10 protein-coding genes are annotated in these 15,275 nt (G+C 48.5%); 7 read left to right on the top strand and 3 right to left on the bottom strand.

The window, feature by feature from the left end; all coding sequences use genetic code 11:
• Positions 1-4: 4 nt before the first annotated feature.
• Entirely contained in the window at positions 5-727 is a 723-nt protein-coding gene (locus AADH33_RS04240) for a Bax inhibitor-1/YccA family protein (protein WP_075102647.1), read from the top strand.
• A 102-nt stretch (positions 728-829) separates the two neighbouring features.
• On the opposite strand, the gene AADH33_RS04235 is transcribed toward AADH33_RS04240, so the two are convergent.
• On the bottom strand, positions 830-3,616 hold the full coding sequence (locus tag AADH33_RS04235) for a heavy metal translocating P-type ATPase (protein ID WP_348549662.1): 2,787 nt from the start codon (positions 3,614-3,616) through the stop codon (positions 830-832).
• A gap of 698 nt (positions 3,617-4,314) precedes the next feature.
• Here AADH33_RS04235 and mrcB point away from each other — a divergent pair.
• The 6 genes from mrcB (at position 4,315) to purH (ending at position 12,410) form a co-directional block, all read left to right on the top strand.
• Complete coding sequence (gene mrcB, locus AADH33_RS04230) at positions 4,315-6,813, top strand: penicillin-binding protein 1B (protein ID WP_348549661.1); 2,499 nt, start codon at positions 4,315-4,317, stop codon at positions 6,811-6,813.
• Positions 6,814-6,842: 29 nt separating this feature from the next.
• Complete coding sequence (locus AADH33_RS04225) at positions 6,843-7,685, top strand: tetratricopeptide repeat protein (protein WP_348549660.1); 843 nt, start codon at positions 6,843-6,845, stop codon at positions 7,683-7,685.
• A gap of 191 nt (positions 7,686-7,876) precedes the next feature.
• The gene (gene prmA / locus AADH33_RS04220; RefSeq protein ID WP_105243799.1) at positions 7,877-8,803 is read left to right on the top strand and encodes a 50S ribosomal protein L11 methyltransferase; all 927 of its coding nucleotides are present in this window, start codon (positions 7,877-7,879) and stop codon (positions 8,801-8,803) included.
• Between the two features lie 181 nt (positions 8,804-8,984).
• Complete coding sequence (locus AADH33_RS04215; RefSeq protein ID WP_348549659.1) at positions 8,985-10,133, top strand: DUF3426 domain-containing protein; 1,149 nt, start codon at positions 8,985-8,987, stop codon at positions 10,131-10,133.
• A gap of 225 nt (positions 10,134-10,358) precedes the next feature.
• Entirely contained in the window at positions 10,359-10,676 is a 318-nt protein-coding gene (gene fis / locus AADH33_RS04210; protein WP_075102652.1) for a DNA-binding transcriptional regulator Fis, read from the top strand.
• A 153-nt stretch (positions 10,677-10,829) separates the two neighbouring features.
• Positions 10,830-12,410 (top strand): bifunctional phosphoribosylaminoimidazolecarboxamide formyltransferase/IMP cyclohydrolase, encoded by a 1,581-nt coding sequence (gene purH, locus AADH33_RS04205; protein ID WP_348549658.1) that lies wholly within the window; start codon positions 10,830-10,832, stop codon positions 12,408-12,410.
• Positions 12,411-12,596: 186 nt separating this feature from the next.
• On the opposite strand, the gene AADH33_RS04200 is transcribed toward purH, so the two are convergent.
• Together AADH33_RS04200 and AADH33_RS04195 are read right to left on the bottom strand one after the other, a co-directional pair.
• The gene (locus AADH33_RS04200; RefSeq protein ID WP_348549657.1) at positions 12,597-14,471 is read right to left on the bottom strand and encodes a SurA N-terminal domain-containing protein; all 1,875 of its coding nucleotides are present in this window, start codon (positions 14,469-14,471) and stop codon (positions 12,597-12,599) included.
• A 459-nt stretch (positions 14,472-14,930) separates the two neighbouring features.
• The gene (locus AADH33_RS04195) at positions 14,931-15,203 is read right to left on the bottom strand and encodes an HU family DNA-binding protein (protein ID WP_075100718.1); all 273 of its coding nucleotides are present in this window, start codon (positions 15,201-15,203) and stop codon (positions 14,931-14,933) included.
• Between the last annotated feature and the right edge of the window lie 72 nt (positions 15,204-15,275).

Here is a 15,275-nt window from a genome sequence, read left to right as displayed (position 1 = left end):
ATGTATGGCCAATCCTATTGTCAGTCGCGCAGAGCTTGCGATCGGCGGTAACCCAATGACGGTCAAGGGCGTGATTCAAAAGACCAGTCTGCTACTCGGGTTATCTGCCATCACTGGTGTGGGTTTTTTCTTTTATGCACTGATGGCAGGCCTATCACAAGGCTTTATCACGATGGCCGCCATGGTAAGTATGTTTGCCGCGTTTGGTCTTGCCATTTTTATTACCTTTAAACCACAAAAAGCCAAGACGTTTGCTGTCCCTTATGCTCTGTTAGAGGGTGTGTTTTTGGGCGGTATCTCGCTGTTTTTTATGCGCATGTACCCAAGCGTGCCGGTCACGGCGATGTGTGCGACATTTGTGACGGCAGCGGTGATGCTGGGGCTATACCGCTCAGGGCTGGTAAAGGTCACTGAAAAGTTCCGCTCTATCGTCACCTCAGCGGTCATTGCTATTATGCTTGTCTATGTCGCGCAGTGGGTGTTGTCGTTGGTATTTGGCTCGACCTTGCCTTTCTTGTTTGAGGGCGGCGCTATCGCTATTGGTTTTAGCCTATTTGTCATCGTCATTGCTTCTTTTACCTTGCTACTAGACTTCGATAATATCGATCGCGGTGTGGCAATGGGCGTATCAGAGGATTACGAGTGGTTATTTAGTATCGGCATTCTTGCCACGCTAGTCTGGATGTACATTGAGTTTATGCGCTTATTAAGCTACCTACAAGACTAAATGATACATACCGCTATCACCGTGAACAAAAACCGCCTTGATTAAGGCGGTTTTTTTATGCATAAGCTGATAGAATCGCAGTAACTAGATGCTTGATGGCAGCTACGCGCGCTTTAGACGCAGGGCGTTTAACACCACAAACAAAGAGCTAAGCGACATGCCAATGGCTGCTAACCATGGCGGTACATAACCGAGCGCCGCTGGTATCAGCACACTGCCATTATAAATAAGTGCCCAGCGAAAGTTTTGTTTGATGATGCGTTCGGTTTTATCAGCGATACGCTTGGCTGCGGTGATGGCTTCGATTTGACCGTCCAAAACAATACTATCACTTGATACCTGTGCTAAGTCTGCCGCGCCTGCTATCGAGGTTGACACATCGGCAGCAGCAAGCACTGGCGCATCATTGATGCCATCTCCGACCATCAGCACCACCGCCCCTTGTGCCTGTAGGCTTTGGATATGATCGACCTTATCTGTCGGCGACAAACCATTGTAGGCGGCCTGCATGCCCAAACTCTCAGCCATACGCAGCGCTTGCGGGCTTGGGTCACCTGTCAACATGACGGATTCGATACCCAGAGCCTTTAACGCATCGAGCATCGGCTTGGCACTATCACGCACTTTGTCATTAAAATAAAAGCAGGCCAACGCTTGCCATGACGCACCCACACTTTGCTGACAAGACAACACCACCGCCGAGCTTGCTCGCTCAGCCACCAAGTCAATATGTCGCCCATGATCTGTACTGTCTAAGGCAAAATCCACATGGCCAATACGATAGCGTACATCATCAATCACCGCCTCGACGCCGCCTGCAGGATAGTACTGCAACAACTGAGTGGTAGGCAGATGCAACTGATACGCTGCGGTCAACAGCGCATGGGCAATCGGGTGACGGCTACCGACTTCTAAAGCGGCGGCTATCGCCAGCACTTTGTCTTTTTGCTCAGCGCGCGTCTGCCCTGCTTGCGCGCTGTCTGGCAACAGAGTCATCAGCTCAATATTTAATAAGTTAGGCTTGCCGTACGTCAGGGTACCTGTTTTATCAAACGCCACATGAGTAATCTCTGCAAGCGTCTGTAGCGTATGTCCACGCGTGGTCAAAAACCCATAGCTTGCCAAACGGTTGGTCGAGACCGTCAAGGCAATGGGCGTGGCCAAAGATAGCGCGCAAGGACAAGTCGCCACTAACACCGCGACCGTTGCCCAAATCGCTTGGCTAGGATCAACGATATACCAGCCGACAAACACCAATACCGACAGTACTAAGATACGCGCCACAAACCAGCGTGCCAGCTTATCCGCTTGCTGAGCCAGTTTGGGTTTTTCGCTCATGGCGCGGTTCATCAGTCTATCGATCAAGCCGATTTGGCTGTCTTTTGGCAAGGCGGTAATCAGCATCTCAAACGGCTGACTGTCGTTTTGTGCGCCGCCGACGATATAGTCGCCTTGCTTTTTGAGAATCAAATCGCCCTCACCGGTCAACAAACTCTGCGAGACGGTGGCTGTCTGACTGAGCAATATCCCATCACTGATGATCTCAGAGCCCGCCTCTACCAAAATAATATCGCCCACTTGCAAGCTATGCGCAGTGACCATCTGCTTGTCTTCTGTATCGTATGCAGCGTTTGCGCGCTGTGCTTGCCACGCTTGCGCGATGCGCACTGTCAGCTGCTGCAGACTGGTATCCATACTTTGGGAAAAGTCCGCGATGGCGTCTGATGCGTCGCCTGTGTCTTTTTGGGCCGCTGCTGCGCTCGCGTCACCAAGTTTAGCAGCACTCGAGGGATTTTTCGCGCCATCTTGTATCGAGGGGCTTTGCTCAAAGTGCTGTAATATCTGTGCAGCGGCATCCTTGTTTTCAGCAATTTTTTGTACCAATACCGGCTCAACCACCACCAAGTCATTGGCCATGGTCGCCGCTTTTAGGCGAGCATTATGCTCGATATAACGCCCCGCCAATAAAAAGAAAATAAACATACTGACCGAATCATAGTATGTCTCACCTTGCCCAGTGACGGTGGCGTACAGACTGGCAAAAAAAGTGACAACCAGTGCGATACTGACGGGCACATCCATATTCACCTGACGGGCGCGAACCGCAGACCATGCCGAGGTAAAAAACGGAATACCTGCATAAAAGAAAACCGGCGTACTGACAAACAACGACACCCAGCGCAAAAAATCACGCTGAAATATCAGCATATCGCTGTATTCCCCAAAATAAATCGCAACGGCATACATCATCGCTTGCATCGAGCCCAGCGCTGCAATACCCAAGCGCAGGAGCATTTGATTATTATGACGTGCCAGCATCGCCTCGTGGGTGTCTTGACGGTATGGCTTGGCTTCGTAGCCGATCTCGTTGATGACTGCCAAAATACGGCTGATCGGTAGGCGGCTTTCATTCCAGATCACACGCATGCGCTGGTTGGTCAAGTTGACTTGGCATTTGCTAATGCCCTCTAGCTCATCTAAGCGCGACTCAATCAGCCAAGTACAGGCGGCGCAGCGCAGATTGTTGACCGATAGCTCAGCCACCGACATACCGTCTTGTGCGTAGACAAATTGTGATTTGATCTCTTCATGATCATAGGCTTCAAGACGCGTCAGCTGCGTAGGTAGGCTGGCAGTGCGGTTGATCTCTGAGCGGTCCAAATAATACTGCTCAAGCCCAGCCTCTACGATGCTCTCAGAGGCAAGCTGACACCCCATACAGCACATTTCACGCGATTGGCCCAATATCTCAGTATAAAATGGCGGCTCAGGCACAGGGTCTCCGCAGTGAAAACAGTGGCCTGCAAGAGGCAACACCAAACCTTCGGTGATAGAGCTATCTTCATAGCGTTGACTGGTAGATGCCGTTTGTGATGGAACACTAGACATAATCGCCCTTATTTCCTTTAGACAGGTTTGCTCGAACCTTATTTGCTTTAAATTTGCGTTACATAAACTGACTAGGTCGTGTCTGCATTGTAAAAATGCTAATAAAAATGAGATCAATGATCTGTTCAACACTGCCATCGAATACTGTCATCGAACACTATCGCCAAACAACGAAAGAGCGCAGATAATACCGAGATAATGGTGAGCTATCTGACGCCATATGACAATGTTTAGCCACTTTTAGCCCATTTAAATGACTATCGATTACATACCGATTGAGCTGAGGACACGCCCTAGCATTGACGATGCGAAACAGGATTAAAATAGCTGTTTTAACCCATGCTTTGCTCATATAAGTAGGCCACGCTGCCGCGGATTCATAAAAATTACATCATGGTCGCCTAGACAAACTGCTATCGTGTGTTAGCAGCTGACATGCTCTTTAGACTGCCCGTAAAATTCTGCTGGTGACGAGAGTATGATCTGTATCAGCTTGGAATCTATTAGCTTAGAATCTATCAACTTAGAATCACTGTGCAGTTTGACTATCGATTATACTATAAGCAGCTCCCTCAAGCAGCGGTAACTACTGACCGCTAAATACCCATGAATACTGTCGTTGACGATGATAGATTGAAAAAGTTGTCAATTTGCGTCATTATGAGGCAGTTTTTTTATCCCAAAACGGTGCGACATCAGTGCAAAAATCCAATTTTAAGCGTTCCACTACTTTGCCTCAGTCTTCTAGACCTGCTATCGGCACGCTGCCTTCACAGCAGCGTGGTATCGTCTTTAGTAGTCTGATTTTACTTGTTATCATCGCAGGCATGGTGTTGTTGGCGCTCTATTTGATCAAACTTGATCGCACTATTACTCATAAGTTTGAGGGTAAGCGCTGGGATATTCCGGCCAAAGTCTACTCGCAGCCGCTTGAGCTATACCAAGGGGCAAATGTCGATCGCGAAACGATGAAGACCTGGCTTGAGCTGCTCAATTATCAAAGCAACAAATCCTATGATCGCACAGGGACTTATCACCGCTCGGGCAATACTTATTTTATTCACACTCGCGGCTTTACCTACAGTGCCAATGACAAAGACGCCGAGCAAGTCATTAAAATGACTATTTCAGGCAATAAGATTGCGTCTATTCAAAGCACACTGCCAGCCAAAAGTGGCATCATTCGTTTGGAGCCAGTAAATATCGGCGGTATCTATCCAGACAGCAACGAAGATCGCTTGGTGGTGTCGTTAGATGAGGTGCCGCAGCCATTGATTGATGCGCTGATTGCCACCGAAGATCGGGCGTTTTATGAGCATAAAGGGGTCTCGATACGCGGTATCGCGCGCGCCGTGCTCAATAACTTCTCTGGCGGCTCGATGCAAGGCGGCTCGACCATCACCCAGCAGCTTATCAAAAACTTTTATCTCAACTCAGATCGCACGCTCAAACGTAAAGCCAACGAAGCGTTGATGGCGGTTTTATTGGAGCTGCACTACAGCAAAGATGAGATTTTGCAGACGTATCTTAATGAGATTTATTTGGGTCAAAACGGCAACCGCTCTATTAACGGCTTTGGGCTGGCGTCACAGTTTTATTTTGACAAACCCCTAAAAGAGCTGCGTATAGATCAGCAAGCCATGCTGGTCGGTATGGCAAAAGGCCCTAGTATCTATAATCCGCGCCGTCATCCAAACGACTCAAAAGCGCGCCGTGACGTCGTGCTAAACAATATGCTGGCGATGGGTACTTTGAGCCAAGAAGACTACGAAAAAGCTTTGGAACAGCCGCTGGGCGTGGTGGATAAGCCAGTTGAAGGCAAAAGCCAATTTCCCGACTTTTTAGATATCGTCAAGCGTGAGCTAAATACCGTTTATTATTCTGACGACCTCAAAAACGAAGGTTTGACCATTATCAGTACCTTAGACCCTATTGCTCAGTTGGCCGCTGACAAAGCGGTCGATAAAAAACTGAGCGAGCTGCGCCGTAATAGTAGCAAAACCAAAGATCTGCAAGGCGCTCTGGTCAGTGCCAACCCCGAAACAGGCGAGCTGGTCTCTGTGGTAGGCAGTGGCAGTGAGTTTACAGGCTTTAACCGTGCGGTCGACGCCAAACGTCAGGTCGGCTCTTTATTAAAACCAGTCATTTATATGACCGCGCTCGAAAGTGGCCGCTATAACTTGGCAAGTCCAGTAGATGATTCGCCAATTACCGTCACCCTAGGCGATGGCACCAAGTGGAATCCCAAAAACTACTCAAACCGTGATCATGGCTATGTCCCCTTGACCACCGCTCTTGCCAAGTCTTATAACCAAAGCACGGTACGTTTGGGCATGGAGTTTGGTGTCGACACTTTTGCCAGACAGTTGCGTCGTCTGGGTGTACAAGAAAAAATCCCGCCTTACCCTTCAGCATTATTGGGTTCTGTCAATCTAAGCCCCATGGATATGCTTGGTGTTTATCAAGTCTTTGCCACCGGCGGCTTTCGTACGCCCATTCATAGTATTCGTACGGTGATCGACAATCGTGGCCGGATTTTGCAGCGTACGGGGCTAAACACGCAGCGCAGCATCCCGCCTGAGACCAACTTTTTGACCAATTACGCCCTACAACAAGTGGTGTCAAACGGTACGGCCAGACGCGCCCAGTCGCTGGGTAGTCATTTAAATCTGGCGGGCAAGACGGGTACGACCAACAACTATCGCGACGCCTGGTTTGCCGGCTATAGTGGCAACTACGTCAGCGTGGTATGGGTTGGCCGTGATGACAACAAACCTATCGGCTTAAGCGGTGGTACTGGCGCACTACCCGTTTGGATTGACTACATGAAACGCCTGAAGCTGACGCCCGTGGCGCTACCGGAGCCTGAAGGCATCGAGTGGCTCTGGCTAGAAAACAACTCAGGCAAACTCTCTAATGAGCGCTGTGCCGATGCACGCTATTTGCCTGTCTTATCCGCGCACCTACCAAAAGAAGCCAGTGCCTGCGCCCTTGGATTATACCAGCAAGAGCGAGCGCGTGAGCAGCTGCAATGGCAAAGCCAGCAAGGCGTCATCAATCAACAACGTCGCCGCGAAGGTTTGGAGATTCCAAATGGCGAAGCGGTCGATTCTGATAATGATGAGGATCAAGCTGACAGCAATGATGCACAAAATCGTGCAGATACATGGTATGACCGCGCTGTTGAATGGTTTTAACATTTTGGTAATTTATAAAGGGGCTCTCTATGCTGTCATTGTTCAAACACACTGTCTTAGGTAACCATTGCCTGATGCAAACCTCTGCCAAAACCACATTGAGTACCGTTAAGTCCACACGCCGTTTGGTTTTTTCTGGCGCTGTGATAGGTATGCTGAGTTTGAGCGCTTGTCAAACGGTACCCAGCACGCCTGCTGGTGCGCACACTTCAGCTAAACAGACGCCATCAGGGGCATCAGGCACCGCCAGCCCTGCGCGACATGACACGGCCTATCCGGTGACACAAGCCCCCATTGTCAAACAAGACAGCACAGGCAGCGCTGGTGCTTACCCAAATGACGGCACTTCTGAGTCAGCAAACCCACTGACAAAAGATACGCCGCAGACCCACCTACCCAGTCAAGATCCCATCGTCAGTCAGCCAGATGTGGTCATTCTCACGCCTTCTCGTGAAGACTATATGATCTCTGAGCCTGCAGCACCCTCACACAATGAGCTGCTAGAGCGCGCTAGAAAAAACTCACAACAACGCGGCCAGAGTACCACCAGCAATAACAGCGACCTGCCTGCATTTCGCAATCTGATGCAAGCGGGTATCAGTCAGCTCAAAGCTGGCAGCCTGACCAATGCCGAAAACAGTTTTACCCGCGCCCAGCGCTTGGCACCCAGATCCTCTGCCGTCTATTTTTATCTGGCACAAGTTGCGCTAAAAAAGAACCAACCACGTAAAGCAGAAGCCATGGCGCGCCGCGGCCTTAGCGTTTCGCAAGACGCCAGTCGTAGACGTGCGCTATGGCAAGTCATCCTGCAATCAGGGCAAGCTCAGGGCAATGGGCGAGTGATTAACGAAGCAAAACGAGCACTGCGTTAATCTGGCGTCAACGTATGACCTCAGCAGCTAAAAGCACACGCGTAAAATATCGCGAATGAGGTAAAGCCAACCTATCTCAATGGATATCAAGTAGCCATCGTAGCAATACATGAGCTGCTTTTTCACTACTGTTTCTTGTTAAAATACGTATTTATTTTTCTCACTTTTTTCTTTTATTTAAGGGTATCGTTATGGCATGGCAACAACTACATTTACAATGCGAAAAGGCAAACGTTGATTTGGCCGAAGCGCTGCTATTAGAAGCAGGCGCGCTCTCAATAGCGCTCGATGACGCAGGCGATCAACCTTTATTTGAGCCTCTGCCTGGTGAGTCGCCGCTTTGGGACGAGGTTATTTTGACTGGGCTCTTTGATGCGAGCACTGATGACGGCAGTCGGCAGGCCGTCGAGCAGCTAAGCCACGAAATCGCCGCACAAGTACAAGCCAGCCGCATTTGGCTGACCGCTGTCGACGATAAAGACTGGGAACGCGAATGGATGAGCAACTACCAGCCGATAGAATGCGCTAACGATCTGTGGATTGTGCCCAACTGGCTTACGCCGCCGAGCCCTGAAGCGACCAACATCATTATGGACCCAGGTTTGGCGTTTGGTACTGGCTATCATGCCACCACGCGTTTATGCCTCGACTGGCTCACAGAGCAAGACCTAACAGACAAGGTAGTGATTGATTATGGCTGCGGCTCAGGTATTTTGGGCATCGCCGCCTTGCTGCTAGGCGCACGAAAAGTCTACGCTGTCGATATCGATCCACAAGCAGTGCTGGCCACCAATCAAAATGCAGAGCGCAACCAAGTTGGTGATCGTCTGCAAGCATTTTTGCCAGAAGCATTTAATGAATACTGTGCTGAGCATGAGGTTGTGCCAGTCGAAGTACTGGTCGCCAATATTTTGGCAAAACCCCTGATCGGCTTAGCCCCGTACTTTGCTACATTGGTCAAACCCAGCAGCCGTATCGTACTGGCAGGCTTGATTGAATCGCAAACCGACGACGTCGTCGCCGCCTATCAGCCTTACTTTGCTATGGATCCTAAGCATGCTTTTACTGACCAAGAAGACCAGCACTGGCAACGATTATCTGGTACATTTACAGGCTAGCAACATTTAATTACATCTGTTACGATAGAGGGCAGTCAAATGTTATGTGTTTGACGCCACTCTGTCCTTGCCCATGATTCATACATGAGATATTTTGTTAATGCGCAGTATATACCCCATAGGCAGCTGTTGGTGAGTGGAAAAGCGGTATTGATCACCATAATTTTTTGGACTCGACCCTATGACCACGCCCATAAAAACTCAGTGCCCCCATTGTCATGCTTACTCTAAAGTACAACAAACCCAATTAAACAAAGTAAACGCCACTGTCAACTGCGAGCAGTGTCATCAGAGCTTCTTAGTCAATCAGCACCTCATCGTCACCGCCGACACTACCCCCAGCCCTCACGCTGCAGCCCATACCGCCACTTCTACATCAAACAAAGCCGCCGCTCACAATGAGCTTATTCACGACGATTTGATTCATGATGACCTGATTGATGACGACCTCATCCACGATGAGCTGATTCATGATGACATGGATATAGGGGAGTCAGAAACCGACTTATTAGAGTACGATTCGCTCGACAGTATGGATGCATGGCTAACACAGGCGAGTCATCTCACCCATGCCTCAAACCAGCAGCCATCTGCAGCGCAGACAAGCCCGGACTCATCGGCACAAGCAGCGCTAAGCTCTGCCGCCGCCAATGATATTCATGCCAATGTCGATGACAATGCGGACAATGCTTGGCTTGAGGCGTTGTTGAAAGAAGAAAGCCAAAACACACACAAAACACCAGACAACACCGACCTATCACAAATCTTACAAAAAATGGGCGTGCCGTTTAGTGACGAAGAAAAAAGCCAAAACGCCCGTATAAAAGAGGCGCAAGCAAGGTTTTCACCAACGCCTGCGCGGCGCTCAGTGGCATCATTATTATGGACCCTTGGTTGCTTGGTATTGGCGCTGCTCTTATTGGCGCAATATGTCATCTTTAATATAGACACCTTGGTCAAAAACCCTGCTCATGCCGAGCGCCTACACCGCATCTGCTCTGTTGCCGTTTGTAGCTTGCCTAGTGCGGACTTAACAGCATTGAGCATTAGTCATATTACTCACCAAAAAAGCCGCATCAACACCACAGGCGCGTTTAGCGATGTCAGCGCCGCCCTTTACAATCAAAGCACCAAAGCGCAGCTCTATCCGAGCGTCAAGGTCAGCGTGTACGGCAAAGATAATACGATTGGTGAGTTTATCGCCGCGCCAGCAGATTACTTACTAGGCAAACAAAAACAACTCGCCGCCAATAGTCAGCAGCAGTTATTATTTACCATCCCTGTGGCCAATACTCAGATTCGCGACGTTCAGATAACGCCTTTGTATTAAGGCCTGTGTTTGTCAAATGGTTAGGGTATGTTTTGCCTATGCCGACAGATACTACAAAAAATAACGCTTCATTGAACGATTTGATGGTCATGTATTTGATGACTAGGCACTCGATGGTTGGATATCGGATATAACCTCGAATCTATCAGTGCCAAAGGCCATTAATTTGATATAATACCCTGATATCTGATGGTTTGATTTTCTCTAACCCAAGGACTTTATCTTATGGCACCTCATGCACAGCATAATGCCCACCATTTTGCTACCAGCTCTGAGCATCCTGCCGACTACTCCAAACCCCATACCCACACTGCTCATGAGCCGCTGCGTGTACATGTTGAGCGTGTGGTGCGCCAGTACTTTGCCTTGTTAGGTGATGAGGTGCCAACCGACTTATACGAGCTGATCTTAAGACAAGTTGAAGAACCGCTACTGTCGGTCGTCCTCGAACAAACGCGCGGCAATCAAACCAAATGCGCCCAAATCCTCGGGCTAAATCGCGGTACACTACGCAAAAAACTCAAAACTTATGACTTAATGTAGCACCAGCTATATGCGCCTATCTATTTTGATTGACAATCATTATGCAGGGCAATTGAGCGGTGATGATCTCAGTTTTTTTGAGGTTATCTGCCACCATTGTCGTTATCACCTTGCCAGACGTTGATGTCGGGCTTTTTTTATGGAAGTTTTTTTATGAGTACAACCCCACTCGCCTTATTATCAGTCTCTGATAAATCCAATATCGTTGAATTTGCTCAAGGTCTCATCAAGGCAGGCTTTGGTTTGTTATCTACTGGCGGTACGTATCGGCTACTCACCGAAAATGGCGTCGCTGTAACCGAGGTATCAGACTATACTGGCTTTCCTGAGATGATGGACGGCCGCGTCAAGACACTACATCCTAAAATCCATGGCGGTATCTTAGGTCGCCGCGGGACTGATGATGGCGTCATGAGTGACCATCAAATCGAGCGTATTGATCTGGTGGTGGTAAACTTATATCCATTTGCGCAAACCATCGCGCGCGCCGATGTGACCATGGCTGATGCTATCGAAAACATCGATATCGGTGGCCCTACTATGGTACGGGCAGCAGCAAAAAACCATGCCCATGTCGGTATCGTCACGGACCCTGCTGACTATGAGCGCGTCCTTACCGCTCTCGGCGACAGCACTGAGCTGACTTCGGCGCTGCGTTATGACTTAGCGGTCAAAGCTTTTGAGCATACCGCACAGTATGACGGTATGATTGCCAACTTCTTGGGGAGCCGCCTCAGCGCCACGCAAGAGCCAGAGAACTTCCCACGTACCTTTAACGTGCAGCTCGAAAAAGCACAAGACTTGCGTTATGGTGAAAACCCGCATCAAAACGCCGCTTTTTATGTCGAAAACCACCCATTAAAGAGCCAACAAGCCTCTATCGCGACCGCCACACAGTTGCAAGGCAAAGCACTATCGTACAACAACATCGCCGATACAGATGCCGCGCTTGAGTGTGTCAAAGCCTTTAGTGCGCCTGCTTGTGTGATCGTCAAACACGCCAACCCTTGCGGCGTGGCTGTGGATCAAGACCAAGTTGCTGCATACCAAACGGCCTTTAGTACCGACCCTGAGTCTTCTTTTGGTGGCATCATTGCCTTTAACCGTCCCTTGACGCTAGCCGCGGCTAAAGCCATCATTGATAATCAGTTCGTCGAAGTCATCATCGCACCAAGTATCGAAGAGGGCGTCCTCGACATCACAGCCAGCAAGAAAAATGTCCGCGTCTTGGTATGCGGCGAGCTGCCAGCACCAGACCAACGCGACGCTCAGCTTGACTATAAGCGCGTCAATGGTGGCCTACTCGTACAAGAACAAGACCTTGGCTTAATCACTGCCAATGATCTAAAAATTGTCACCGATGTACAGCCAACAGAGGCGCAAATTGCAGACTTGCTATTTAGCTGGAACGTTGCAAAATATGTCAAATCAAACGCCATCGTCTATGCCAAAGCTCAGCGCACCATCGGTGTTGGCGCCGGTCAAATGAGCCGTGTCAACTCAGCCCGTATCGCCGCCATCAAAGCTGAACACGCAGGACTTGCCACCGAAGGCGCCGTTATGGCCTCAGATGCTTTCTTCCCATTCCGTGATGGCATCGATAATGCAGCAGATGTCGGCATCTCTGCTATCATTCAGCCGGGTGGCTCGATGCGCGATGACGAAACCATCGCAGCGGCCAATGAGCATGGCATCGCCATGGTGTTCACAGGTATGCGTCACTTCCGCCACTAGTCTTATATAGTCTTTTGTAACTGAGCCGGCGCGCATGAGACGCGTCGGCTTTGATTGCTAAATTACAGGTCAAAAAAAAGCCACTGTCCTTGATACAGTGGCTTTTTTACGTCTTTATGTTCAAGCGGCTATCGTTATTTAGAGCCATCTAAGATAACTCAATTATCGATATTTAACGATCTGTATTTAACGACCTTGCGCGCTGGCCATATTGGTGTCGTTAATCTCAACCTGATACACCATCCGCAGATGCTCTAAGTAATCTTGCAGTTGATCTTGGCCTAAATTATCACGAATAATAGCTGCCGTTTGCGCTCTTTGTATATCAGACAATGGTGATTGCTGCTCCGTTTTGATACGGTCACCGACCAACAAGCTGGCACCCACTTCCGTCTCGCTTGCAATAGCTACCACAGCGTTATCATCAGCTTGCTGGCTAAAGGCCATACCACGCTCTTTTTCGGTCAATTGTGTCGTTTGACGATTGATCTGACCGAGCGCTTGCAGTGTTACAGGCTGCTTGCTGATATCTGCTGGCGTTTTGATACCAGCAGCAATGGCTTTGGCTTCTTTTAGGGCCAATGCTGTGGCTTTTTGGCGACGTAGTATCTGCGTGATTTTTGGCGTCGCCGCTGACAAAGACAAGGTTTTAGTAGGACGATAATTGCTCGGTTGTACCCACACCTTGCTGTTACCTACTTCGATACCTGCAGTTACTGCCTGATCTTGAATGGTAAATTCATCAAAGGCTTGTTTGAGCACAGCTGGCTGTGACAAAACCGATTGGTTGTTTTCTTTACGGTAGTCTTTGATGCGTTTTAGTGGGACGTTTTCTTGCTGAGCAATATCTTCGATACTAAAACCATCGGCCGCCAAATCATTAATGGCCGTGACTTTATCGGCATAAATCTCTTGACGCTTGTACTCTTTTGCTTTCGCCGTTAGCTCATCGCGCATGCTATCCAGACTTGGCACCTTGCTACCATTATCTTCAGTCACCATAAATATCTGATAGCCAAAGCTGGTTTTGATAGGTGCGGTGACATCCCCAACACTTAGGCCCTCAAGCGCTTTTTCGACCGCAGCAGCATCGCTACCAAATACCGAGGTATTCAGACGACCGATATCGCCGCCAGTCTCTCCTGACGGATTATCGGACTCGGCTTTGGCAAGCGCGGCAAACGACTCACCTTTGTCTAAACGTGCCTGAATTTTTTCGGCACGCGCCTTGGCGTTGTCACCTGTGAGAAGTATTTGGCTGATTCTACGCTCGTCTACCACCGCTTGGCTTTGCTTATACGCTTCATATTGCTGCTGCAGATCCGCTTTAGTGACCTCATCAACCTGAATGGCTTGCGGGTCTAGTTGAATATAAGCCAAATCCACCATCGCGGCACTTTTTAGTGTGTCTTTATTGGCATCATAATAAGCTTGAATGTCGCTTTTGCTGACCTCGACTTGATCGGCATAGTCTTGCCAATTAAACCGATGGAGCCAGATATTGCGCGACTCCATTTGCAAATCAATCAATTGACTGACCGCTTGCATCGGATAAATCGCAGTGCCGACGATACTGGCATTGAGCTGATCGAGGCTTAACTGATTGCGAAACTCAGCAAACAGCTGGTTTTTTGTCATACCGCGCTGGCGCAAAAAGTTTGCAAACTGCTCATTAGAAAAATTGCCGTCCGCATCCTTAAATACTTCTTCTTGACGCAGCAAACGGTTGATGGTGTCATCAGAGACCGTCATTCCAAGCTTACCTGCCTGCTGCTCTAACAATGTGCGATCTATAAGGCCTTTTAGCACCTGCTCGTGTAGCACATCCTCATTTAATAGGCTGGCATCATCAACTTGCTCTAAAATTTCGGTACGACGGTTATTTACCGCAGCTTGATACTCAGACAGCCCCACGCTTGCCTCACCTACCTGAGCGACTTGGTTTGGGTCGACACTACCGCCAAAGTAGCTTTCGACACCCAATAATGCAAGCGGTGACAGGCATAAAATCAATAAAATGCGACCTGGCCAGCTTTTTAAAAAATCGCGCAATTTATCCATAGTTATCTCTGCTTTATTAACCTATGTTGATGAAAAACCATTGTAATATGATGCCTATCGACGCTGTAGTAACGATGCTATCTAAGCCGGCAATGGTATGAGTAAGGGCGTGTGCGTTTTGGTGCAAAACCAAGAGATATCAATCAATCTTGATTTAGACAATGCATCTACAGCGCGCCCTATGATACGTGATTTTTGAGACAGACTCAAAATATTCATGATGTCTGATACAAACTATCGCAATAAAAAAAGCACCTAAATATTAGGTGCTTTTTACTATTTGGCTCATGACTTAAATAATAAGCAAATCCATGAGCGACCTTCTATCTTTTTACGGCCTACAGACACTGCATTTATACGTATCTTGTATCCAATTTTAGTCTCTGCCTAATAGGTGGCCGTAGTTTTATAGTGGTCTATACCTTATATAGTCTTAAAAAATACTATCTTAATAAAGGCTTAGTTTAAGCGCTCTTTTAAGTTTTTACCAGCTTTAAAGCTTGGTACTTTGCTTGCTGGGATGTTTAGCTCTTCACCAGTCTTAGGGTTACGGCCAGTACGTGCTTTGCGGTCTTTTACGCTAAAAGTACCAAAACCAACCAAAGAGATGCTGTCGCCAGCTTCTAAAGCTTCACCAACACTTTCCATAACAGCGTTTAGTGCATCGCCAGCTTGGGTTTTGTTCAGACCACTTTTTTCTGCGATGCTATCAATCAATTCTGACTTATTCATAAAATTTCCTTCAAGTTTAAGGGGGATAATACACGCTCACGCCAGGTATTGTAACGCTCTCATAGCACTTAA

It is taken from the genome of Psychrobacter sp. KFRI-CH2-11 (assembly GCF_038239325.1).
Lineage (GTDB): Bacteria > Pseudomonadota > Gammaproteobacteria > Pseudomonadales > Moraxellaceae > Psychrobacter > Psychrobacter celer.
The sequence above is the reverse complement of the archived record's forward strand: the minus strand, read 5'-3'. Positions and strand labels throughout refer to the sequence as shown.